Source organism: Flagellimonas lutimaris, from assembly GCF_003581615.1.
GTDB lineage: Bacteria > Bacteroidota > Bacteroidia > Flavobacteriales > Flavobacteriaceae > Flagellimonas > Flagellimonas lutimaris.
In genome coordinates, this window is record NZ_QXFH01000070.1 from 76,032 (window position 1) to 96,425 (window position 20,394).

The 20,394-nt window shown below is 40.2% G+C and carries 20 protein-coding genes; 12 read left to right on the plus strand and 8 right to left on the minus strand.

Features of this window, described 5'->3' with window-relative positions; translation table 11 throughout:
• Positions 1-63 precede the first annotated feature (63 nt).
• The 3 genes from D2V08_RS04755 to D2V08_RS04765 are packed head-to-tail and all read left to right on the plus strand — an operon-like array spanning position 64 to position 3,125.
• Positions 64-1,719, plus strand: a complete 1,656-nt coding sequence (locus tag D2V08_RS04755) for a glycosyltransferase family 39 protein (RefSeq protein ID WP_119606932.1) — start codon at positions 64-66, stop codon at positions 1,717-1,719.
• Positions 1,719-2,375: a DUF4271 domain-containing protein gene (locus D2V08_RS04760; RefSeq protein WP_119606933.1), complete on the plus strand. Its 657-nt coding sequence runs from the start codon at positions 1,719-1,721 to the stop codon at positions 2,373-2,375. The genes D2V08_RS04755 and D2V08_RS04760 overlap by 1 nt, the downstream gene beginning before the upstream one ends.
• A 6-nt stretch (positions 2,376-2,381) precedes the next feature.
• Complete coding sequence (locus D2V08_RS04765) at positions 2,382-3,125, plus strand: uroporphyrinogen-III synthase (protein WP_119606934.1); 744 nt, start codon at positions 2,382-2,384, stop codon at positions 3,123-3,125.
• Positions 3,126-3,178: 53 nt separating this feature from the next.
• Here D2V08_RS04765 and pckA read toward each other — a convergent pair whose 3' ends face one another.
• On the minus strand, positions 3,179-4,795 hold the full coding sequence (gene pckA, locus D2V08_RS04770; RefSeq protein WP_119606935.1) for a phosphoenolpyruvate carboxykinase (ATP): 1,617 nt from the start codon (positions 4,793-4,795) through the stop codon (positions 3,179-3,181).
• 64 nt (positions 4,796-4,859) lie between these two features.
• Positions 4,860-5,252 carry a DUF423 domain-containing protein gene (locus tag D2V08_RS04775; RefSeq protein WP_119606936.1) on the minus strand — a complete coding sequence of 131 codons (393 nt, stop codon included), beginning with the start codon at positions 5,250-5,252 and terminating at the stop codon, positions 4,860-4,862.
• A 79-nt stretch (positions 5,253-5,331) separates the two neighbouring features.
• On the opposite strand from D2V08_RS04775, the gene D2V08_RS04780 reads away from it, so the two are divergent.
• From D2V08_RS04780 to D2V08_RS04795, 4 genes are all read left to right on the plus strand, one after another.
• The gene (locus D2V08_RS04780) at positions 5,332-6,705 is read left to right on the plus strand and encodes a saccharopine dehydrogenase family protein (RefSeq protein WP_119606937.1); all 1,374 of its coding nucleotides are present in this window, start codon (positions 5,332-5,334) and stop codon (positions 6,703-6,705) included.
• Between the two features lie 48 nt (positions 6,706-6,753).
• Positions 6,754-7,224, plus strand: a complete 471-nt coding sequence (locus tag D2V08_RS04785) for an Lrp/AsnC ligand binding domain-containing protein (protein ID WP_100816480.1) — start codon at positions 6,754-6,756, stop codon at positions 7,222-7,224.
• A gap of 170 nt (positions 7,225-7,394) precedes the next feature.
• Positions 7,395-7,583: a hypothetical protein gene (locus D2V08_RS17555; protein WP_245980502.1), complete on the plus strand. Its 189-nt coding sequence runs from the start codon at positions 7,395-7,397 to the stop codon at positions 7,581-7,583.
• Positions 7,584-7,693: 110 nt separating this feature from the next.
• The gene (locus D2V08_RS04795) at positions 7,694-8,212 is read left to right on the plus strand and encodes a ferritin (protein ID WP_119606939.1); all 519 of its coding nucleotides are present in this window, start codon (positions 7,694-7,696) and stop codon (positions 8,210-8,212) included.
• 190 nt (positions 8,213-8,402) lie between these two features.
• Here the strand turns inward: D2V08_RS04795 and D2V08_RS04800 are convergent, their stop codons facing one another.
• The 3 genes from D2V08_RS04800 to leuS all read right to left on the minus strand — a co-directional run bounded on the left by D2V08_RS04800 (position 8,403) and on the right by leuS (position 13,407).
• Positions 8,403-9,104: a zinc metallopeptidase gene (locus tag D2V08_RS04800; RefSeq protein ID WP_119606940.1), complete on the minus strand. Its 702-nt coding sequence runs from the start codon at positions 9,102-9,104 to the stop codon at positions 8,403-8,405.
• 97 nt (positions 9,105-9,201) lie between these two features.
• Positions 9,202-10,302, minus strand: a complete 1,101-nt coding sequence (gene ald / locus D2V08_RS04805; RefSeq protein WP_119606941.1) for an alanine dehydrogenase — start codon at positions 10,300-10,302, stop codon at positions 9,202-9,204.
• A gap of 285 nt (positions 10,303-10,587) precedes the next feature.
• Positions 10,588-13,407: a leucine--tRNA ligase gene (gene leuS, locus D2V08_RS04810; protein WP_119606942.1), complete on the minus strand. Its 2,820-nt coding sequence runs from the start codon at positions 13,405-13,407 to the stop codon at positions 10,588-10,590.
• An 89-nt stretch (positions 13,408-13,496) separates the two neighbouring features.
• On the opposite strand from leuS, the gene D2V08_RS04815 reads away from it, so the two are divergent.
• Genes D2V08_RS04815 through D2V08_RS04835 form a run of 5 tightly spaced genes read left to right on the plus strand, consistent with a single transcriptional unit; the run spans position 13,497 to position 16,951 of the window.
• Positions 13,497-14,375 carry a cell division protein FtsX gene (locus D2V08_RS04815; protein WP_119606943.1) on the plus strand — a complete coding sequence of 293 codons (879 nt, stop codon included), beginning with the start codon at positions 13,497-13,499 and terminating at the stop codon, positions 14,373-14,375.
• A gap of 9 nt (positions 14,376-14,384) precedes the next feature.
• Complete coding sequence (locus D2V08_RS04820; RefSeq protein WP_100816486.1) at positions 14,385-14,651, plus strand: DUF3098 domain-containing protein; 267 nt, start codon at positions 14,385-14,387, stop codon at positions 14,649-14,651.
• 1 nt (position 14,652) lies between these two features.
• Positions 14,653-15,447: an undecaprenyl-diphosphate phosphatase gene (locus D2V08_RS04825; RefSeq protein ID WP_119606944.1), complete on the plus strand. Its 795-nt coding sequence runs from the start codon at positions 14,653-14,655 to the stop codon at positions 15,445-15,447.
• A gap of 31 nt (positions 15,448-15,478) precedes the next feature.
• On the plus strand, positions 15,479-16,183 hold the full coding sequence (truB, locus tag D2V08_RS04830; RefSeq protein WP_119607703.1) for a tRNA pseudouridine(55) synthase TruB: 705 nt from the start codon (positions 15,479-15,481) through the stop codon (positions 16,181-16,183).
• Positions 16,184-16,231: 48 nt separating this feature from the next.
• On the plus strand, positions 16,232-16,951 hold the full coding sequence (locus tag D2V08_RS04835; protein ID WP_119606945.1) for an energy transducer TonB: 720 nt from the start codon (positions 16,232-16,234) through the stop codon (positions 16,949-16,951).
• Here D2V08_RS04835 and D2V08_RS04840 read toward each other — a convergent pair.
• The 3 genes from D2V08_RS04840 to D2V08_RS04850 all read right to left on the minus strand — a co-directional run bounded on the left by D2V08_RS04840 (position 16,934) and on the right by D2V08_RS04850 (position 20,390).
• Positions 16,934-17,554 (minus strand): thioredoxin family protein, encoded by a 621-nt coding sequence (locus D2V08_RS04840; protein WP_119606946.1) that lies wholly within the window; start codon positions 17,552-17,554, stop codon positions 16,934-16,936. The genes D2V08_RS04835 and D2V08_RS04840 overlap by 18 nt on opposite strands.
• Positions 17,555-17,635: 81 nt before the next feature.
• Positions 17,636-19,051, minus strand: coding sequence for a TolC family protein (locus D2V08_RS04845; protein ID WP_119606947.1), 1,416 nt, complete (start codon positions 19,049-19,051; stop codon positions 17,636-17,638).
• Positions 19,035-20,390 carry an HlyD family secretion protein gene (locus D2V08_RS04850; protein WP_119606948.1) on the minus strand — a complete coding sequence of 452 codons (1,356 nt, stop codon included), beginning with the start codon at positions 20,388-20,390 and terminating at the stop codon, positions 19,035-19,037. Before D2V08_RS04850 ends, D2V08_RS04845 begins: the two co-directional genes overlap by 17 nt.
• Positions 20,391-20,394 lie beyond the last annotated feature (4 nt).

Below are 20,394 nucleotides of genomic sequence, written 5' to 3' on the forward strand. Positions count from 1 at the left end.
TTAACAAGTCGAATTGGCACTAACCCAATATTTGTAACTTTGCCCTTTTAAAATCTCATTTTGATGTCTCAAAAGTTTCCCAGGCTTTTTTTTATTCTCTTAGCGGTCCTTTTTGCACTCAATCTTTTCCAAGCATCGGTAACGGAACTTATATTTGATGAGGCCTACTATTGGTACTATGCACAAAATATGGCTTGGGGTTATTTTGACCATCCATCCATGGTTGCTTTTTTAATAAAAATTAGTAGTTTCCTTTTCGATGGTGAACTCGGGGTAAGATTTATGAGTGCCGTGCTTTCGGCCGGGACTTATATCGTATTTTGGTTATTGATTGACAACCCAAAGAAAAAGGATTACGTAGTTCATTTTTTCTTGTTGATTTTTTCGTTCACCTTGATGAATGCCTATGGGTTTTTAACCCTTCCCGATACGTCCCTTTTATTTTTTACCGCTATGTTCCTTTGGCTATACAAACGTTTCTTAAAGGATCAGGCCCTAATCACCGCTGTATATCTGGGATTGGTAATGGCGGCACTTATGTATAGTAAGTACCATGCGGTACTGGTGATTTTATTCGTTTTTCTATCAAACTACAAGCTCATTTTCAATAAAAAAGCATGGTTGGCAGTGACTTTGGCTCTCATTTGCTATACTCCACATTTTATGTGGCTCTATCAAAACGATTTTATTTCCATTACATTCCATTTGTACGAACGTCCCAATCAAGCCTATTCTTTTGACGAGTTTACATTGGGTTATTTCTTGAATCTTATCGTAATCATAGGTCTTCTGTTTTATTGGATCTATAGTTCATTTTTCAAGTTTAAAGCCACAGACAAGTTTTCAAAAGCATTGGTTTATTTGGTTTACGGTGTATTGATATTCTTTTTTATCTCCAGTTTTAACCGTCGAGTGCAGGCGCAATGGGCCATCGTAATATCAATTCCCTTGGCCATTATAGCATTTAACCATCTTTTGCAAAATACCAAAAGCAGGAAATGGATGTATAGAATCGGTATTGTAAGTGTGGTTCTGTTGATGTATGCCAGAGCATGGCTGATATATTATCCTCTGTTCCCAATGCTGTATGAAACCCATGGAAATAAAGAGTGGGTAAGCGAACTGAAATCAAAATCAGGTGATGTGCCCATTATTTTTGAAAACTCTTACAGACGTGCCCCTATGTATGAGTTTTACTCAGGTATTCCTGCCATATCCTTAAATAATTATATGTACCGGAAAAACCAGTACTCGATTGATGGTTCGGAGGAACGGGTGCGGGGCAAAAAAGTTTTGTATGTCTCAAAATATAGAAAAAGTGGTGATGTCACCTATATGCATTTAGATAGTACCGTTTTTCATGGTATTTATATTGATGACTTTCAATCCTATCGAAAATTGAAATGCATTGTGGACAAACCGGAAACAGGTATCAAGTATTCGCTAAAAGTGTACAATCCATATCCGTTTGACATCCCCCTGGAACAATTAAAATATACAATTTCCTATTCCAATAAACACAAGCAGGTTAAACAAATGCGTTCTCTGAAGGTTGAAAACACCAGTCCACAGCAAACTTTGTTAAAGTCAAAGGATACCATAAACTATAATTTTCAATTACCGCTGTCCACCATGGAAAATCCAGCATATTTTAGGATCGGTATTGCAGAAAACAACCTGCCTCCCGGACTTAACGGAAAACCCATTAAAATTGAATAATGACCCCAATTGAAAAAACAATCATTTCGCTGGACTGGATGACAATTGCGTTATTCATGAGTTTGGTTGTTTTGGCATTGGGCAAATATCTATACCATAAGAAGTTTTTGAACTTTATTATCCTTCCTTTCAATGATAAATACATCCTTCTCCATAATAAAAAAGGGCAATTTTCACATTGGTTTCATCTTCTTTTAACGCTGTTTCAACTGATCAATCTTTCCTTGTTCCTCTTCCTAATAATGAAGTCTTTTGCGCTGCTACCAAAAGAAGGGTCGCTCATCACATATTTTATAATATTAGGGTTTATAGCATTGTTTGAACTGACAAAGTTCCTGCTTCAAATGTTTACAGGATTTGTTTTTAACAACTTGGAGCTTGTTAGCGGGCTTATTTTCAGTAAAATATCGTATCTCAATTACAGTAGCATAATAACTTGCATTGCCAACGTATTATTGATATACATTACAACAGATTCAAAAACAACAATATATGTGGCTTTTGCCCTAATTCTCATTATAAATGCCATTGGTATTGCCAAGCTATTGAAGAACTATCAAAAAGCACTGTTCCCCTATTTTATGTATTTTATTTTGTACCTTTGCGCACTCGAAATTGCACCCTTGGTGTTAATTGGAAGCTATTTAAAAGGTTGAAAGCTTATGAAAGTAAAAACAATTTTGGTTTCCCAACCGGAACCCAAAGTCGAAAACTCACCTTACTCAAGATTAATTGAAAAAGAAAAAGTTAAAGTAGATTTTGTTCCTTTCATTCATGTTGAAGGTGTTGAAGCCAAAAACGTTAGGCAACAAAAAATCGACTTAAACAACTTTACGGCAATTATCCTGACAAGCAGAAATTCTGTTGATCACTTTTTTAGGATTGCCGACGAAATGCGCTTCAAAGTTCCGGATTCCATGAAATATTTTTGTCAGTCGGAGGCGGTTGCCTACTATCTGCAAAAATATGTAGTGTACCGGAAGAGAAAGATTTATGTTGGGAAAAGAACTTTTAACGAGTTGATACCTCTTGTGAAAAAATATAAGGACGAAAAATTCTTATTACCATCTTCTGACTCTTTAAAACCTGTTGTTCCAGAATTGTTGGACGGTATAGGTGTGAATTGGACCCGTGGTATCTTCTACAAAACAGTAATCAGTGACCTTTCGGACCTTAGAAATGTTTATTATGATATTTTGGTTTTCTTTAGTCCTTCAGGCATCGAGTCCCTTATGAAGAACTTCCCGGATTTTGAACAAAACGATACTAGAATAGCCGTTTTCGGCAATAGTACCGTCAAAGCTGCAACAAGTGCTGGACTAAGGATAGACATACAGGCGCCAACACCTGAAACTCCGTCCATGACCATGGCATTACAGAAATACATTACCAGCGTGAATAAATAAAACAACTGGTTAAAAAATAAAAAAAGCCCCGAATAATCGGGGCTTTTTTATTTTTAGAAAGCATACCGTTGCGGTCCTCCTCTTCGAATTTCCTCACTGGCATACGATTCAAACTTTTTAAAGTTTTCCCTAAAAGCATTTGTCAGTTTAAAGGCTGTTTTATAATAGGCCTCATCGTTGTTCCATGTTGCTCTTGGGCTGAGCACCTTAGTTGGAACTCCTGGACACTCTCTTGGCTGTGCCACTCCAAAAACAGAGTGGATATGGTACTTCTCATAATTGTAAAGTCCAAGTTCACCACTAAGAGCAGCACTGATCATTGCACGAGTGTATTTCAGTTTCATTCTTGTTCCTACTCCGTAGGGGCCTCCGGTCCATCCAGTGTTCACTAACCAAACGTCCACGCCGGATTCCTTCATTTTTCTACTCAACACCTCTGCATACTTAGTTGGGTGCAAAGGCATAAAGGGTGCTCCAAAACAGGCTGAGAATGATGGCTGTGGCTCCACCACACCAGCTTCCGTTCCTGCAACCTTTGCTGTATAGCCAGAAATAAAATGGTAGGCAGCTTGTGCGGGAGTAAGTTTGGAGATAGGGGGAAGCACTCCAAAAGCATCAGCGGTAAGGAAAAAGATGTTCTTCACATTTTTCCCGATTGATGGTTGTTGTATGTTTTCTATATGATGGATGGGATAACTGACCCTAGTATTTTGGGTAATGGAAGTATCCGAAAAATCCACTACTCCATTTTGATCCATAACCACGTTTTCCAGTATGGCACCCTTTTTTATGGCCCCATAAATTTCTGGTTCTTTTTCTTGGGACAAGTCTATTACTTTGGCATAACAACCTCCCTCAAAATTGAACACAGTATTATTGGGCGTCCAGCCATGCTCATCATCTCCAATCAATTTTCTGTTGGGATCTGTGGATAAGGTGGTCTTTCCAGTACCGGACAATCCAAAGAAAATAGCCGTGTCGTCAGATTCTCCAACATTGGCGGAGCAATGCATGGGCAGGGTATTCTTATACACAGGAAGGATAAAATTAAGCGCAGAAAATATTCCCTTTTTTATCTCCCCAGTATATCCCGTTCCACCGATAAGGGCAATTTTTCTACTAAAGTTGAGAATGGCAAAGTTGTGTTGGCGAGTTCCATCCACATTTGGGTCTGCCATGAACCCAGGCGCATTGACCACTGTCCATTCTGGGTCAAAATCCTCAAGTTCGTCCTCTGTGGGACGAAGGAACATATTGTATGCGAACATATTGGACCATGGATATTCATTGATCACCCTTATGTTCATTTTGTATTCTGGATCGGCACAAGCATAAGAATCTCGCACGTACAATTCCTTTTCGTTGAGATAGGCAATGACCTTGTCATAGAGCTTATCAAATTTTTCGCTATCAAAAGGAATGTTGATATCTCCCCACCAAACTTTATCAGAAGTAATATCGTCATTAACAATAAAGCGGTCCATCGGTGAGCGCCCCGTAAACTCACCTGTATTGACAGCCAAAGCTCCCGAGGAGGCTTCTTTACCCATTCCTAATTTAATGGTGGTGTCATGAAGTTCGTCCGGAGAAAGTTGATAATTCACATTATCATGGTTTATTCCATACGATTTTAACGAAATCGTTTTCGTAACTGAAGCAGAATCCTTCATAGTTTAGTTTTAATTGTTGGTACAAAACTAGAAAATATTAGCTTTTTGACCTTTTAAAACCTGCCTAATTGAGTTCTTTTTGGGTTAAAATGTTATATCCTAAATAAAACCACCCCGAGATCATCAAAACACCTCCAATAGGTGTTAAAAATCCGATGATTTTGAAATCAAAAGAGGTTAAACTGTTCAAAGCCAACAAGTAAATAGAAAAAGAGAACAAAACAACACCCAAAAGTACTAGGGTAAAAACCATTTTTTTAGCCTTGACAGCTATTCCGTTCCATAGTCCCAAAAACAAAAGAAAAAGGGCATGGTACATCTGATACTTTACCCCAGTCTCAAAAGTATCGATTGCCTCAGCATCCACTAATTTTTCCAGTCCATGGGCTCCAAAAGCACCTAAAATAATCGCCAGCATTCCCATGGCCGTTCCAACCAATAAAATTGTTCTGTTCATAACTTTTATCTGCTATTTTTTTAAAAATATAACATTTTAATACCTTAGTGACCGTTCAATTCAAAAGTAAACAAAACACATGGTCCGTACTATTTTAGTCGTTGGAGCAGGTAAATCAACCTCATACCTTCTAGATTATTTCCTAAAAAAATCAAATGGAGAAAATATTCATCTCAAGATTGGTGATATCCATCCAGAGAATATTCCGGATGAATTTGCCCGACACCCGAATTGTACTGTGTTCCCCTTAGACATCTTTAACGAAGCTGAAAGGAAAAAGGCTGTTTCCGAAGCCTCTATCGTGGTTTCTATGCTCCCTGCCCGTTTGCACATCAATGTAGCCCATGATTGTATTGAGTTTGATAAACACTTCATCACAGCGTCTTATGTGAGCGACGAGTTAAGGGCCTTGGATGAAGAAGTAAAGAAGAAAGGTCTTGTTTTTATGAACGAAATAGGCCTAGACCCGGGTATTGACCATATGAGCGCCATGGAGGTTATCGATAGAATCCGAGACGCAGGTGGGAAAATGTTGTTGTTCGAATCCTTTACGGGTGGATTAGTGGCTCCCGAGAGCGACACCAATCTTTGGCACTATAAGTTTACTTGGAACCCAAGAAATGTGGTACTGGCCGGTCAGGGGGGTGCTGCCAAATTCATTCAGGAAGGAACCTACAAATACATCCCATATCAAAAGTTATTTAGAAGAACCGAGTTTATGGATATTGAGGGTTACGGCACCTTTGAAGCGTACGCGAATCGTGATTCCTTAAAATACCGGGAGGCTTATGGTCTGCAGGATGCATTGACCTTGTTTCGAGGAACCATGCGAAGGGTCGGTTTTTCCAAAGCATGGCAAATGTTTGTGATTCTTGGAATGACAGATGATAGTTATAGCATCGAAAATTCCGAAGGAATGTCTTATCGAGAATTTGTCAACCTGTTTCTCCCCTATTCCCCTACCGATTCCGTAGAACTAAAAATGAGACATTACCTTAAAATTGATCAAGACGATATTAAGTGGGGAAAATTACTGGAGTTAAACCTTTTTGACGACTCCAAAAAAATACCGCTAAAAAATGCCTCCCCAGCACAAATCCTCCAATATATCCTTGAAGATAGTTGGACGTTAAAAGAGAACGAAAAGGACATGATTGTGATGTACCACAAGTTTGGTTACGAATTAAATGGGGAAAAGAAACAAATTGATGCCAATATGGTGGTGATTGGTGAAAACCGAAAGTATACTGCTATGTCCAAAACAGTTGGTCTTCCCGTGGCAATCGCTACGCTCAAAATATTGAATGGTGAGATTAAAACTCCAGGTGTTCAAATTCCAATTAACAAAGAAGTATACAAACCCATTCTAACGGAGCTACAAGCCAGCGGCATTCAATTTAAGGAATACGAAGCACCTTATTTAGGATACAACCCTGATTCTGTAGCGAGTTAGTACCTTTTTTATTTTCAATATCTTTAGCTTCAAATTAAAATCGAAGTTGTGAAAAACAATAACAATTCAGTGAAAATTGATGGTATTGACAAGAAAATCCTAAGGTACCTTATGGAGGATGCTCGCAAACCCATTCTTGAAATCGCTAGAAATATTGGGATTTCCGGGGCGGCCATTCACCAGAGACTTCGCAAACTGGAGAGCTCAGGACTAATCGCCGGCTCTAAATTCGTTATCAACCCGAAGGTTTTGGGCTATTCTACTATGGCCTACATTGGTATTTATTTGGACAAGGCCATGACCAACCCGAGAGCAGTAAAACAATTGGAAGAAATTCCAGAAGTATTGGAATGCCATTACACTACAGGAAACTGGTCCATACTCATAAAAGTACTCTGTAGGGACAATGAACACCTAATGCAAGTGCTCAACAAAAAAATACAGCAAATAGATGGGGTCTCCCGCACAGAAACCTTTATCTCGTTAGATCAACAAATTGATCGACAAATACGAATTTGATATTTGTATTCAATCTAAATAAATATTACATTTGACCCATGAATGTAATACTTCAGTCTACATATTACACCCTTTATCAGGCCACAAACGAGCGTTGTTTTTATATTGATTTTGGTCAGAAAAAAATTCGCATGCCTTTTTGCCAACTTCTTTCACTACGCCATAAAGTCATGAGCATTGACATCGAAGACCATTTTGATAGTGACTTGAACACACACGGATTTGAAGTTCTCACGCTTTGCAATAAAGAGCATCTCTTTATTCTCAATACTTTAGAGGTTTTAGATTTAAAAAATCTTGTGGAATATGGTTTTATGGCCATTGGTCTTTCCTCAAAAACCGAAGCATTAAACCTTTAGCTCAACTATTTTAATCCAGTCTTAGTTGCTTTTTAAATAAGGGGCTGAGCTATTTCAAACAGATAAAATTCTGTAACTTGTAGAGTTCAATCACATTAGAGATTATTATTATGAAAGATATTGCAAGACAAAGTATGAGCATTAAAGTGGAGTCCATGGATATGCTCAACGCACAAATAAAAATGGAAGCCCACGCTTCAGCCCTCTATTTGGCCATGGCCTCTTGGTGTGAGCAAAATGGCTTTTTTACAAGCGCCAAGTTTTTCTATAAACAAACCGAAGAGGAACGCGAGCACATGATGAAGATTTTTAACTTTTTGATCGACACCGGCGGAAATCCAATATCTCCAGAGGTTACCAATATTAATCATGACTATTCTTCCATTGTAGATGTTTTTGAATCTACCTTGGAACATGAAATCAAAGTGACCAAATCCATTCACAACATTGTAAAAAAAGCACGAGAACTTGGCGATATTACTGCCGAACGTTTCTTGGATTGGTTTGTTATGGAACAGGTCGAAGAAGAAAACACGATTCGGGATATCTTGGATATGATCGAGGTAACCGGAACCGAAGGTGTAGGGCTACAAATGATCGATAACCAAGTGGCAGAATGGATTGATTAAATAAATCCAATCACAATTACCAAAAAGAGGCAGTTTTTCGTCAACCTGAACTTGTTTCAGGTTCTCATAGTAATTTTTTATCAGTTTGATGAGATTCTGAAATGAATTCAGAATGACGACTTTTCAACACATACAATTAAAAAAGGGAGCCGTTTGGTTCCCTTTTTTTTGTTTAATTTTTAATCACATCTTAATCTCTTCCTCCAAAAATCTGTAGTGCCCAGTAAAGCAGGGATGCCAAAGCACCCAACGCTGCCACCAAATAGGTCCTTGCAGCCCATTTAAGGGCATCTTCCGCACCTGAGTATTCTTCTTGGGATACCATGTTCTTTTGTTTTAACCAGACCAAAGCCCGTTTACTGGCATCATATTCCACTGGAAGGGTAATAAAACTGAACAAAGTAGCAAATCCCATCATGATCAATCCGGCTACCGCGATATAAAAACCTATACCACCAGCCACACCGGTTGCCGCCATCAACATAATACCGCCAAACACCACCCAAGTGGACATTCCAGAGGTAACACTTACTACAGGAACCAACTTAGAACGCATGGTCAACCACTCATAAGCCTGTGCATGCTGTACCGCGTGTCCGCATTCGTGGGCGGCCACCGCAGCTGCAGAAGCATTGCGTTGGTTGTAAACCCCTTCACTCAAGTTCACGGTTTTGTTTTTTGGATTATAATGGTCGGTTAACATTCCAGGAGTAGAAATTACCTTTACATCCCGAATACCATGGTCATCCAACATTTTCTGAGCAATCTCAGCACCGCTCATGCCATTACGCAAATGAACCTTTGAATATTTTTTGAACTTACTCTTCAATTTATTGCTCACCATCCAGCTGATCAGGGCAATTCCACCGATCAATATATAATATGTCATCATAGCCTTATCTCTTTTATATGAATATAAATATACCACATAAAAGCAAAAACCCCGCCAAATAATGGCAGGGCTCTTTTACTGTCAAAATGTTAGTTTGTTAAGCCGGTACAGGCTCTAAGTGAAATGTCTCGGCAATTTCTTTGTAAACTATTTCACCTTCAACAATATTCAACCCCTTTTCCAAGGACTTATCTAATTTACAAGCACTTCGCCATCCCAAATTAGCCAATTTTAGCACATAGGGCAGTGTTACATTCGTCAAGGCAACAGTAGAAGTATAAGGCACTGCCCCTGGCATATTGGCTACACAGTAATGGACCACATCATCGATAATATAAGTGGGATCCTCATGGGTCGTTGGTTTGGTGGTTTCCACACATCCGCCTTGATCCACCGCTACATCCACAATAACGGTTCCCGGATGCATGTCCTTGAGCATGTCCCTAGTGATCAAGTTAGGGGCTTTTGCTCCTTTTAAAAGGACACCGCCAATTATTAAATCGTTCGTTTTTATATGATTTCTGATATTGAACTCGTTCGAAAAACCGGTCACCACATGGCTCGGCATAATATCGTTCACGTATCTAAGGCGTTTCATGTTTACATCCAAAATGGTTACGTGGGCACCCAAACCTGCTGCCATTTTAGCAGCCTGAATACCCACGGTACCCGCTCCGAGAACCAAAACGCGACCTGGGGAAACTCCGGGAACTCCTCCCAAAAGCACACCCTTACCTTTCACAGGTTTCTCCAAGTATTTGGCTCCTTGTTGGATGGCCATTCTTCCTGCTACTTCCGACATTGGGGTAAGTAGAGGCAAGGTTCCATCTTCATCCTCTACAGTTTCATAAGCTATACAGATAGCCTTACTTTTTATCATAGCATTGGTCAAGGCTTCACTCGATGCAAAATGAAAGTAAGTAAACACGATCTGTCCTTCTTGGATTAGATTGTATTCTTCAGCGATAGGCTCTTTTACCTTTACGATCATATCGCTCATGGCATACACCTGACCGATGGTGTCCAAAATAATGGCACCGACCTGTTGGTAATCCTGATTAAAAAAACCACTTCCTTCACCTGCACCGGACTGCACATATACGGTGTGGTTGTTCTTTACTAATTCAAATACCCCGGCTGGCGTCATGCCGACCCGGCTTTCGTTGTTTTTGATTTCTTTAGGTATCCCAACAGTCATAATGTTGTTTTTAATGGTTGATGGGTCAAAGTTGAACAAAAAAATCAGATTAAAACACAAAAAATCGATAAAAATTAGGGGTGAATGAGTTAAATAAGTATTTTTTAACTATTATACCCCCTTTTTTATAGGGGTTAATATATTTTTTGATTATTTTTTAATTTTAACCCCTACTTTTTTATGGGTAAACATAATATAAAATGAAAAAGCATGCCGATCAGCATGCTTTTTAGGGGTATTTCTATAAAATCTTTAAATAATTAAGCTAATAATACTGTTTTGAAACTACCCTACAATATTCACAATCTTTCCTGGTACCACAATTACCTTTTTAGGTACTCTACCATCTAACTGAGCTTGTGTTTTTTCGTGGGCCAAAACAGCAGCTTCAATTTCATCTTTGCCCATATCCAAGGGCAACTCTAATTTAAAGCGCATTTTACCATTAAAGGATATCGGGTATTCCTTGCTGCTCTCCACCAAATATTTCTCCTCAAACTTGGGGAAAGGTGCTTCGGCAATGGAACCTGTATTGCCCAAACGTTCCCCAAGCTCTTCGGCAATGTGAGGTGCATAAGGTGAAACCAAAATGGCCAAAGGTTCCAAAATAGCTTTGCTTGTGCATTTTTGAGCCGTCAACTCGTTGACACAAATCATAAAAGTAGAAACGGAGGTATTAAACGAGAAGTTCTCGATATCCTCTTCCACTTTTTTAATGGTCTTGTGCAAGGTCTTTAAATTATCGGCGGTGGGTTCCACTTCGCCTCCGCTCAGGGACCCATCGGTAAATGGTGTGTAAAGTTTCCAAAGTTTCTTTAAAAAAGAATGCACTCCAGTAATCCCAGCGGTGTTCCAAGGCTTGGATTGCTCCAAAGGACCCAAGAACATTTCGTACAAACGCAACGAATCTGCTCCATACTCCTCACAAATGGCGTCTGGGTTGACGACATTGTATTTGGATTTGGACATTTTTTCCACTTCGCGACCTACGATATACTTTCCATCTTCAAGGATGAACTCTGCATCCTTATATTCCGGTTGCCATTTTTTGAATCCTTCTATATCCAACTCATCGGATGCATTCACCAAAGAAACATCAGCATGAATCGGAATAATGTTTTTTCCTTCAACCAGTCCTTTAGAAAACAACCTATTGGATTCCATATCGCGGTACACAAATGCACTCGTCCCCGTAATCATCCCTTGGTTGATCAATTTTTGGGCAAACTCGTCTTTGGGCACATAGCCCATATCAAACATAAACTTCTGCCAAAAGCGAGAATACAACAAGTGGCCCGTAGCATGTTCACTACCTCCAATATATAAATCCACATCTTGCCAATAGTTAATGGCTTCGGGAGAGAAAATCGCGGCATCGTTGCGCGGATCCATATACCTATTAAAGTATTGGGAACTTCCTGCCCAACCTGGCATCGTATTCAACTCCAATGGAAAAACAGTTTTATGATCAATCAAATCATTGGAAACTACTTTATTATTCTTCGCATCCCAAGCCCATTCGGTAGCGTTACCCAATGGCGGCTCACCTGTTTCGGTGGGAAGGTATTTTTCAACTTCTGGCAATTGCAAGGGCAAATGCTCCACACCAATCATCTGCGGCATACCATCCACGTAGTACACCGGGAAAGGTTCGCCCCAATACCGCTGACGGCTAAATACAGCATCACGCAAACGGTAATTGACTTTGCCTTCGCCATGTCCGATCTTTTCCAACTCAGCAATGATCTTTTTCATCGCCTCTTTATAAGGAAGACCGTTCAAAAAATCAGAATTAGCTATCACCGTAGTTTCCTTGTCAGCAAAAGCCTCCTCGGAAATATCGACCCCTTCAAAAATGTTGGGGATATCAATATTGTAATGTTTTGCAAAATCATAATCGCGTTGGTCGCCACAGGGTACGGCCATAACCGCTCCTGTTCCATAACTGGCCAATACGTAATCCCCAATCCAAATAGGAATGGGCTCTTTGGTAAACGGATGCTCTGCATACGCGCCCGTGAACACCCCTGAAATGGTTTTTACGTCGGCCATACGGTCGCGCTCGGAACGTTTTGCCGTGGCTTCCACGTAAGCTTCCACCTCTGCTTTTTGTTCAGGAGTAGTGATTTTGGCTACCAAATCGTGCTCTGGCGCCAAAGTCATAAAACTTACTCCAAAAATAGTATCGGGACGAGTCGTGAAGACTTCAATAGTATCATCTTCGTCTTTCACATTAAAAACAACCGAGGCCCCAACAGAACGTCCGATCCAATTGGCTTGGGAATCTTTTAGCGGTTGTGGCCAATCAATTTTTTCCAAACCATCCAATAAACGCTGAGCGTAGGCGGTGATGCGCATACTCCATTGCGTCATTTTTTTACGCACCACGGGATGACCTCCACGCTCGGAAACTCCGTTCACGATTTCATCATTGGCCAAAACAGTTCCCAAAGCGGGACACCAGTTGACTTCGGTATCCGCCAAATAGGTCAACCTATATTTTAATAGGATTTCTTGCTTTTCCTTCTCTGAATATGCATTCCAATCCTCAGCGCTAAAACTTGGCGTATCATCATCACAAGTTGCCTCAACATTTGCATTTCCTTCTTTTTCAAAAATGGAAATCAGACTGGAAATGTTTTCTGCTTTGTCGGATTTCTTGTTGTACCATGCATTGAACAATTGGATAAAAATCCATTGTGTCCATTTATAATATTGTGGGTTGGATGTACGCACTTCGCGGCTCCAATCAAAAGAAAAACCGAGCTGATCTAACTGCTCACGATATCTATTGATATTCTTCCCCGTGGTAATCGCAGGGTGCTGACCTGTTTGAATCGCATACTGCTCTGCAGGCAATCCAAAGGAATCGTACCCCATTGGGTGCAACACATTGAATCCTTTATGTCTTTTGTAACGCGAATAGATGTCCGTAGCAATGTAACCCAATGGGTGTCCTACGTGCAACCCCGCCCCAGACGGGTAAGGAAACATCGACAACGCATAAAATTTCGGTTTGTCGGAATCGTTGGACGCCTTAAAAGTTTCATTTTCTGCCCAATACTTCTGCCACTTGGCTTCAATTTCGCGGAAATCGTAATTCATTGTTAATCTTGTTCAATTTCGTGTGCAAAAATAGGTTTAATCCCCTAAATACAATTTACTTTTCTATTTTTACGTACTGATTCTACTATATGAGCCAATATATTGAACGATATCAGCGACGAAAACTGATTTCCTCTTACTTTTCCGTGGCTTTGAGCATTGCCCTGGTCCTATTTCTTTTAGGGGTTTTGGGCCTTTTGGTGCTGAATACCAAAAAATTGGCGGACCACTTTAAGGAGCAAATCACGATTTCGGTGTTTTTGAAGGACAATGCAAAACCTGTAGAAATAGATCAACTCCAAAAAAGTTTAACGCTAGCGGAGTACACCAAATCTGCTGTATATATTTCCAAAGAAGATGCAGCAGAGCAATACAGCGAGGATATTGGTGAAAATTTTGAGGAGTTTTTGGGATACAATCCCTTAAAAAATTCCATTGATGTGAATTTGAAAGCTGATTTTGTATCCTCCCAACAGATTGATGAGATTGCGGAGGAACTCGCGGCCAAAGCCTACGTGGATGAAGTCAGCTACGACAAACCCTTGATTTCCCTGCTCAACAATAATGCTCGAAAAATTAGTCTTTGGATTCTGGTGGCCAGCGCCATTTTTACAGTAATCGCCGTTTTGCTGATCAACAGTTCCATTCGATTGTCCATTTATTCCAAACGGTTTATCATAAAAACCATGCAAATGGTTGGGGCAACGAAAACGTTTATTCGCAGACCCTTTATTTGGACGAATATTAAACTGGGAATGGCAGGAGCTTTTGTCGCCTTGATCGGTTTAGGTGTTTTGGTATATTATATTGACAAAAATTTCCCTGAGCTAAATCTATTACAAGATTATATTGTACTCATCATTTTATTCGTTAGTGTATTTGGTTTGGGCGTAATTATTTCATGGGCCAGCACCCATTTTGCAACACAACGCTTTTTAAACCTAAGAACGGACGATCTTTATTATTAACTTTGCGACATGAGCAAGAAAAACAACAACGGTCAAAAGCCTACCAAGGAGTTTGTTTTCCAAAAGAAAAACTATCTCTTTCTGTTTATAGGTATTGCCTTTATAGTCCTTGGGTTTATTTTGATGAGCGGTGGTGGAAGCGACGACCCCCAAGTCTTCAATCCCGAGATATACAACTTTAGAAGAATTCGCCTCGCGCCTACATTGATTCTTATTGGCCTTGGCATTCAAGTGTATGCCATTTTGTTGAATCCTCACAAGAAAAACAAGGAGTAATTTGGAATTAATTGATGCTATAATCCTTGGTATCATTCAAGGATTGACCGAGTTTTTACCTGTTTCCTCCAGCGGTCATTTAGAATTGGGGAAAGCTATTTTGGGAGCACAGGCCGTTCCCGAGGAAAGTCTTTTGTTCACGGTAATTTTACACTTTGCCACTGCACTAAGTACCTTGGTGGTATTCAGAAAAGATGTATTTGATATTTTTAAAGGGCTTTTTCAATTTAAATGGAACGAGGAAACTCAATTTTCTTTAAAAATCATCATCTCCATGATTCCTGCTGCATTGGTCGGCCTTTTTTTGAATGATTTTATTGAAGTTTTTTTTGATGGCGCCATCGTAATTGTTGGCATTATGCTCATCATCACTGCTTTTTTATTGTACTTGGCGGACCTTGCCAAAACCACTGATAAAAACGTATCGTTTCGAAGTGCTTTTGCCATAGGGATGGCGCAGGCAGTAGCTATTCTACCAGGTATTTCCCGAAGTGGGGCGACCATTTCGGCCGCTGTTCTTTTAGGGGTAGATAAATCCAAATCGGCCCGTTTTTCCTTTTTAATGGTTGTTCCTTTGATACTGGGAAAAGTGGCCAAAGATTTAATGGGTGGCGAAATCTCCTTTCACGGTGATCAAGCTGTAGCCATGGGAGCAGGATTTGTTGCGGCCTTTGTAGCTGGACTTGCTGCCTGTACATGGATGATCAAACTGGTACGTCAGAGCAAGCTTACCTATTTTGCCATTTACTGTTTAATCGTGGGGCTCATTGCTCTTGCATGGAGCATTTGGGGATAGATCAGTATATTTGCTGCAAAACCCCAAGTTTTTGAACACCAAAGAAGATTTTTTAAACGGTCAAATTTTATTGATCGATAAACCGCTGGAATGGACTTCTTTCCAAGCGGTGAATGCCCTCAAATGGGCCATTCGAAAAAAATTCAGTCTAAAAAAGATAAAAATTGGTCATGCAGGCACTCTGGATCCTTTGGCCACGGGATTATTGATTATCTGCACAGGGAAATTCACTAAAAAAATTCCGGAACTGCAAGGTCAGGTTAAGGAATACACTGGAACTTTCACCTTGGGTGCCACGACACCATCTTATGATTTGGAGACCGAAGTGGATAAAACTTTTCCAACAGATCATATCACGGATACCTTCATCAAAGAAGCTATTAAACAATTTTTGGGCGAGATTGACCAAGTACCACCCATCTTTTCAGCCTTAAAAAAAGATGGCAAGCGATTGTACGAATTTGCTCGTGAAGGCAAACAAGTAGAGATAAAATCACGTAAAATAGAAATCCTTGAGTTTGAGATTACCCGAATTTCGCTCCCCGAAGTGGACTTTCGGGTGGTCTGCAGCAAAGGGACCTATATCCGTTCCTTGGCACATGATTTTGGAAAGGCAGTGGACTCTGGAGCCCACTTATCCAAGCTAAGAAGAACCAAAATAGGGGATTTCAACGTAGATAATGCTACAAGCCCCAATGTTTTCAAGGAAAATCTTGGGGTGAGCACCTCGACCTAGATTGGTCGGAATAAAATATTTTTGCAAAAAAGCGGTTATAGTTAAACCATGAACTTAAACAAGAGCCAGTTATCACTTTTGATCACTTTCTTCTCTATGTCCATAGTGATTTTATTGTTGTTCAATATTCACTTAGGAGGTATACAAGAGGATGAGTATGTCATTGAAATGAGCCTGGCCGATGAGGACATTGAGAAACTTCTCGAAGAGGAAGAAGAACGTCTGGAAGAAATGAAGGCCAACAGTGATCCCATTAAAAGTCATATGGCGCTCAATGAAACTGCAAAGCCCAGCGTTGGAAACCCAGAACCCTTAAAAACTTTGGAAGAGCTCATGGAAGAGAGAGCCCTTAACAGTGAAACGGGAGAATATGCGGACAACTCTGGTTTTGAGGAGCAGTTAAAACAACTGAAAGCGCAACGGGACGAAAAAAAACAAAAACTTGGAGAACGGGATGCTGAAAAAGAGGAGTTTACGAATTACTTAAAAGATAGACGCACTTCCATTTCGTATTCCCTGGTAGACCGGAACGCTTATCATCTTCCACCACCCATTTATACCTGTATTGAAGGCGGTAAGGTTGTTGTAAACATAACCGTGGACAACAACGGGTATGTGACCGAAGCAAGTTTTAATGATAAAAGCTCTGGAACAGATAACGGTTGTTTGGTAGACAATGCAATCGCTTATGCCCTTAAAGCTCGATTTAGCTCAGATTCCCAAAATTCGCAGATTGGAACGATCACTTATCTATTCCAAAGCAAGTAACTCCAAGATATCTTCCAGAATATTTTGCCCTTTGTTTTTGTTGTACCAAACCTGAAGGTCTTGTTTGAACTCAGCAGTTAATTTTCCATGCTCTTCTTTGAAGTCCGCTACCATTTGAGTGGCAATGCTCGGTCTAGGACCCCACTCTCCAATTATTTCATTATTGGCTTCATCCAAAATAATTACTTTGGGAATGGAACGGGCACCATTGGTCAAAAAAGCATCAATTAATTCTGGGCTTTCATCCCTTAAAACTACCTTCAAGGAAATATTTGGGCTTGTTTCGGCGATTTTATTTACCACAGGCAAACTGGCCGCTGCATCTCCGCACCAACTTTCGGTAATCACCAAAAACATGAGCTCTTTATCTAATGCTTGCAGTTTTTGTTGGATGTCTTCCGGAATCTTAAAAGTTTTATCCCATCGAGTCATCCGGCGGTCGTTCAGTTTGGTATAGTTTATCATAGCTTCGGATTGCTCATCCCCAGTTGTTTTTCCAATTTCTGCTAATTGATGCACCAACTCACGATATCTGGGACAATCCATTCCTTTTGAAATGTATTCTTGAACAATTTCTAATCTATTTTTTTCCAAAACTTCCATAAAATAATTTTTTTCAAAAGTACACAGGGCAATTGTCCCATTTGTTGACTTTTGTCATTGGTAGTTTTCACAACCTATTCCTTACAATGTTTTAGGGTTTATGGCCAAACTCTTGAACAACATTGCCTTAGTGTAGAAAAACTTGTTCTGCATTTCGTTTTGCTTCAAGTAGGCGTCGATGAGTTTACTCTCCCTGGAATTGATCAAGAAAAGGGAACTCTCCCCAAAACTAAACTTTCGCTCTTCGGCATTCAGCATGGTTGAATAGTCATTCACAATATCTTTGATGAGCTGGTTCTGCTCGGTAAAAGAATCCAATTCGTTATAAATAGCTATTACCTTGTTCTGTATTTCCACCTGAGCATTGTCCCTCTCGTATTCCGCATCCCTAAGTTTAAACTTGGCCAATTTAAGATCTCCGCGCTCTTTTCTAAGGAAAATGGGCATCTGAAAACTTAATCCCGCTTTGTAGTTCTCGGTAATGAAGGAATTCATCAATTCGGGTGTTTCCGTGATAAAATTATACTCCGCCTTCAGCTTGGGAAGTAATTTATTTGCTTTTAAACGCTTGTCTACCGTCAATCCTTCAATTTTATAATCCAAGGACATTAGTTTCGGATGCGTCTCCAAATTGAAACTATCCAATGGCACTCCTTCTATTTCCAAAGTTGAATTGATGTCCATTTCGGGTTCAAGGTTGGGACTTATGTCTGACTGAAGCTCTACAGGCACATCCTCAATCCACAAAAAGTTACTGAGCTCCAATGATTTTTTCATTAATTTGACTTTCGCCTGCTGATAACCTAAATCCCTGTTCCTAACAGCGATTTTAGCTTCTACGGTGTCGATCATAGCGATATCGCCTGCCAAAGCACGATCTTTTATCCCTTGAAAACGTATTTCAGCATTATCCAAAAAATCTTTGTACACCTCAGCATCCCTATAAGCTTTCAACCAATCAAAATAGGCAAGTGAGGCACTGTAAAGTACTTGGTTGACCTGAAGGTCTTGATCAGCTTTGGTCCGTTCCCTAAAAAATTTGGCCTTTCTTAAAGTTGCCATGCGCTCGTTGATCCAAAACCCCTGCAATAAGGACATGGAAACCCCGGCACTGTACAACCCATCTTCAGGCAAAGTTTCATCTGGATTTATAAAGTCTCCTTCATCCTGCTGAAAATTTCCCTTAAACTCAATGCCAAACCAAGTCGGAATTTTGAAGGTGGCGTTTAATCGGTCCCAATATTCGGCACCCTTGAACTCCTTCCTGTCAAAATCCACCTCCACTTTGGGATCAAAAGCTCCTCTGGCTTTCATTAGGTTCGCCTGTCCTATCGCAATGTTCAGCTGGGCTTGCTTGGCAACGGGATGGTATTTTTTGACATATCCCAAATACTCTTTAAACCCAAGCACCAAAGAATCTTGTTGAGCGTAAAAAAAGCTTACGGAAAAGAAAGAGAGGGTACAAAATAAAAGTAATCTTCTATTTCTTCGTGGCATCTGCACTTGTATTTTGGGGTTGATAATAATTTGGCGGGAAGCCGTTCAACTGCCTCCACAATTCAAACCAGATGGGGACATCTTCCAATAGTGCCATAGTGCTCGCCCCTGAGCCAACACGGATATCCTTGGGCCAAGGTGCTTCTTCCTCATCTGGCGCCAACAATACTCTATACTTACCATTTGGACTGATAAAATTCTCAATGGCGACCACTTTTCCACCAAATGTTCCATACGATACGTTTGGCCAGCCACTAAAAACTATTGCGGGCCAACCATCGAACTGGATTCGTACCTTTTCGTCCAAATGAATCAACGGAAGGTCTATGGGGTCCACAAAGGTTTCTACGGCAATGTCATAATCCGAGGGCATTATCCCCACCAAGCGGGCTCCTTCTTTAAAGGTTTCCCCGATTCCGGATTGAATGGCTTTGGTGATATAACCATTTTGAGGCGCTTTTATGTAAAGCATATTGTTCCTCATTTCGTAATTGGTATACTGGTTCTCCAATTTGGTGACCTGGGCCTCAGAATCGAACTGATTGGATTGTGCACTATAAAGGTCGCTTTGCGCCTTTGAAATCTTATCGGTATACTCTGCTTGAACCCTATTGATTTCTACCTGTGCATTGATTACATTGTTTTTACTAGCCAACAATTTATTTTCTTGACTTATTAGCTTTGCCTGGGTTTCTTGAAGTTTGAGTCGTTTAGCTTCCAAATCCGTTACTGCTTTCAGCCCTTCTTCCTGCAACTTTTCAGTACGGTCATACTGGCGTTGGGCAATAGTTATATTGGTCTTTGCAGCTTCAAGGTCAATACTGTCACTCTTAACCTTTAACTTGGACTGCATCAATTTATTTCTGGCCTGCTCCAACTTTAACCCGCGTTCCTGATTTAGCGCTTTGATTTGTTGGTTCAAGGCCTTGACCTTTTCCTGATAAGAGGTTACAGACATGGATTTTGCCTTGATTTGTTTCCCAGTTCGTTCTACAAGATCGGGGTCGAAGTATTCACTTTTCACCTCCGAGATAAAAAGAATGGTATCTCCCTTTTCAACATAATCTCCTTCCCTTACATACCACTTCTCAATTCTTCCCGGGATTGGGGATTGTATGGTCTGTGGCCTTTGATCGGGGGTTAAAGTAGTTAGGTACCCTCTGCCGGAAATATTCTGTGTCCATGGCAGGAACATCATGAAAAGCACCAGTATGGAAAAGGACGCCAAAAAGCGGTTAAAATGCTTATAATGCCTCTTATGAAAAACCTTTTTGCCAGCTTCATAACCGGTAAGGTCTACCTTCTCGTTCAATTTATTATTTGAAGAAATATTCAGCATGAAC

Coding starts and splice junctions, on each gene's coding strand:
- D2V08_RS04755 (WP_119606932.1), top strand. CDS start 64: ATGTCTCAAAAGTTTCCCAGGCTTTTTTTTATTCTCTTAGCGGTCCTT.
- D2V08_RS04760 (WP_119606933.1), top strand. CDS start 1,719: ATGACCCCAATTGAAAAAACAATCATTTCGCTGGACTGGATGACAATT.
- D2V08_RS04765 (WP_119606934.1), top strand. CDS start 2,382: ATGAAAGTAAAAACAATTTTGGTTTCCCAACCGGAACCCAAAGTCGAA.
- pckA (WP_119606935.1), bottom strand. CDS start 4,795: ATGAAGGATTCTGCTTCAGTTACGAAAACGATTTCGTTAAAATCGTAT.
- D2V08_RS04775 (WP_119606936.1), bottom strand. CDS start 5,252: ATGAACAGAACAATTTTATTGGTTGGAACGGCCATGGGAATGCTGGCG.
- D2V08_RS04780 (WP_119606937.1), top strand. CDS start 5,332: ATGGTCCGTACTATTTTAGTCGTTGGAGCAGGTAAATCAACCTCATAC.
- D2V08_RS17555 (WP_245980502.1), top strand. CDS start 7,395: ATGAGCATTGACATCGAAGACCATTTTGATAGTGACTTGAACACACAC.
- D2V08_RS04795 (WP_119606939.1), top strand. CDS start 7,694: ATGAAAGATATTGCAAGACAAAGTATGAGCATTAAAGTGGAGTCCATG.
- D2V08_RS04800 (WP_119606940.1), bottom strand. CDS start 9,104: ATGATGACATATTATATATTGATCGGTGGAATTGCCCTGATCAGCTGG.
- ald (WP_119606941.1), bottom strand. CDS start 10,302: ATGACTGTTGGGATACCTAAAGAAATCAAAAACAACGAAAGCCGGGTC.
- leuS (WP_119606942.1), bottom strand. CDS start 13,407: ATGAATTACGATTTCCGCGAAATTGAAGCCAAGTGGCAGAAGTATTGG.
- D2V08_RS04815 (WP_119606943.1), top strand. CDS start 13,497: ATGAGCCAATATATTGAACGATATCAGCGACGAAAACTGATTTCCTCT.
- D2V08_RS04820 (WP_100816486.1), top strand. CDS start 14,385: ATGAGCAAGAAAAACAACAACGGTCAAAAGCCTACCAAGGAGTTTGTT.
- D2V08_RS04835 (WP_119606945.1), top strand. CDS start 16,232: ATGAACTTAAACAAGAGCCAGTTATCACTTTTGATCACTTTCTTCTCT.
- D2V08_RS04840 (WP_119606946.1), bottom strand. CDS start 17,554: ATGGAAGTTTTGGAAAAAAATAGATTAGAAATTGTTCAAGAATACATT.
- D2V08_RS04845 (WP_119606947.1), bottom strand. CDS start 19,051: ATGCCACGAAGAAATAGAAGATTACTTTTATTTTGTACCCTCTCTTTC.
- D2V08_RS04850 (WP_119606948.1), bottom strand. CDS start 20,390: ATGCTGAATATTTCTTCAAATAATAAATTGAACGAGAAGGTAGACCTT.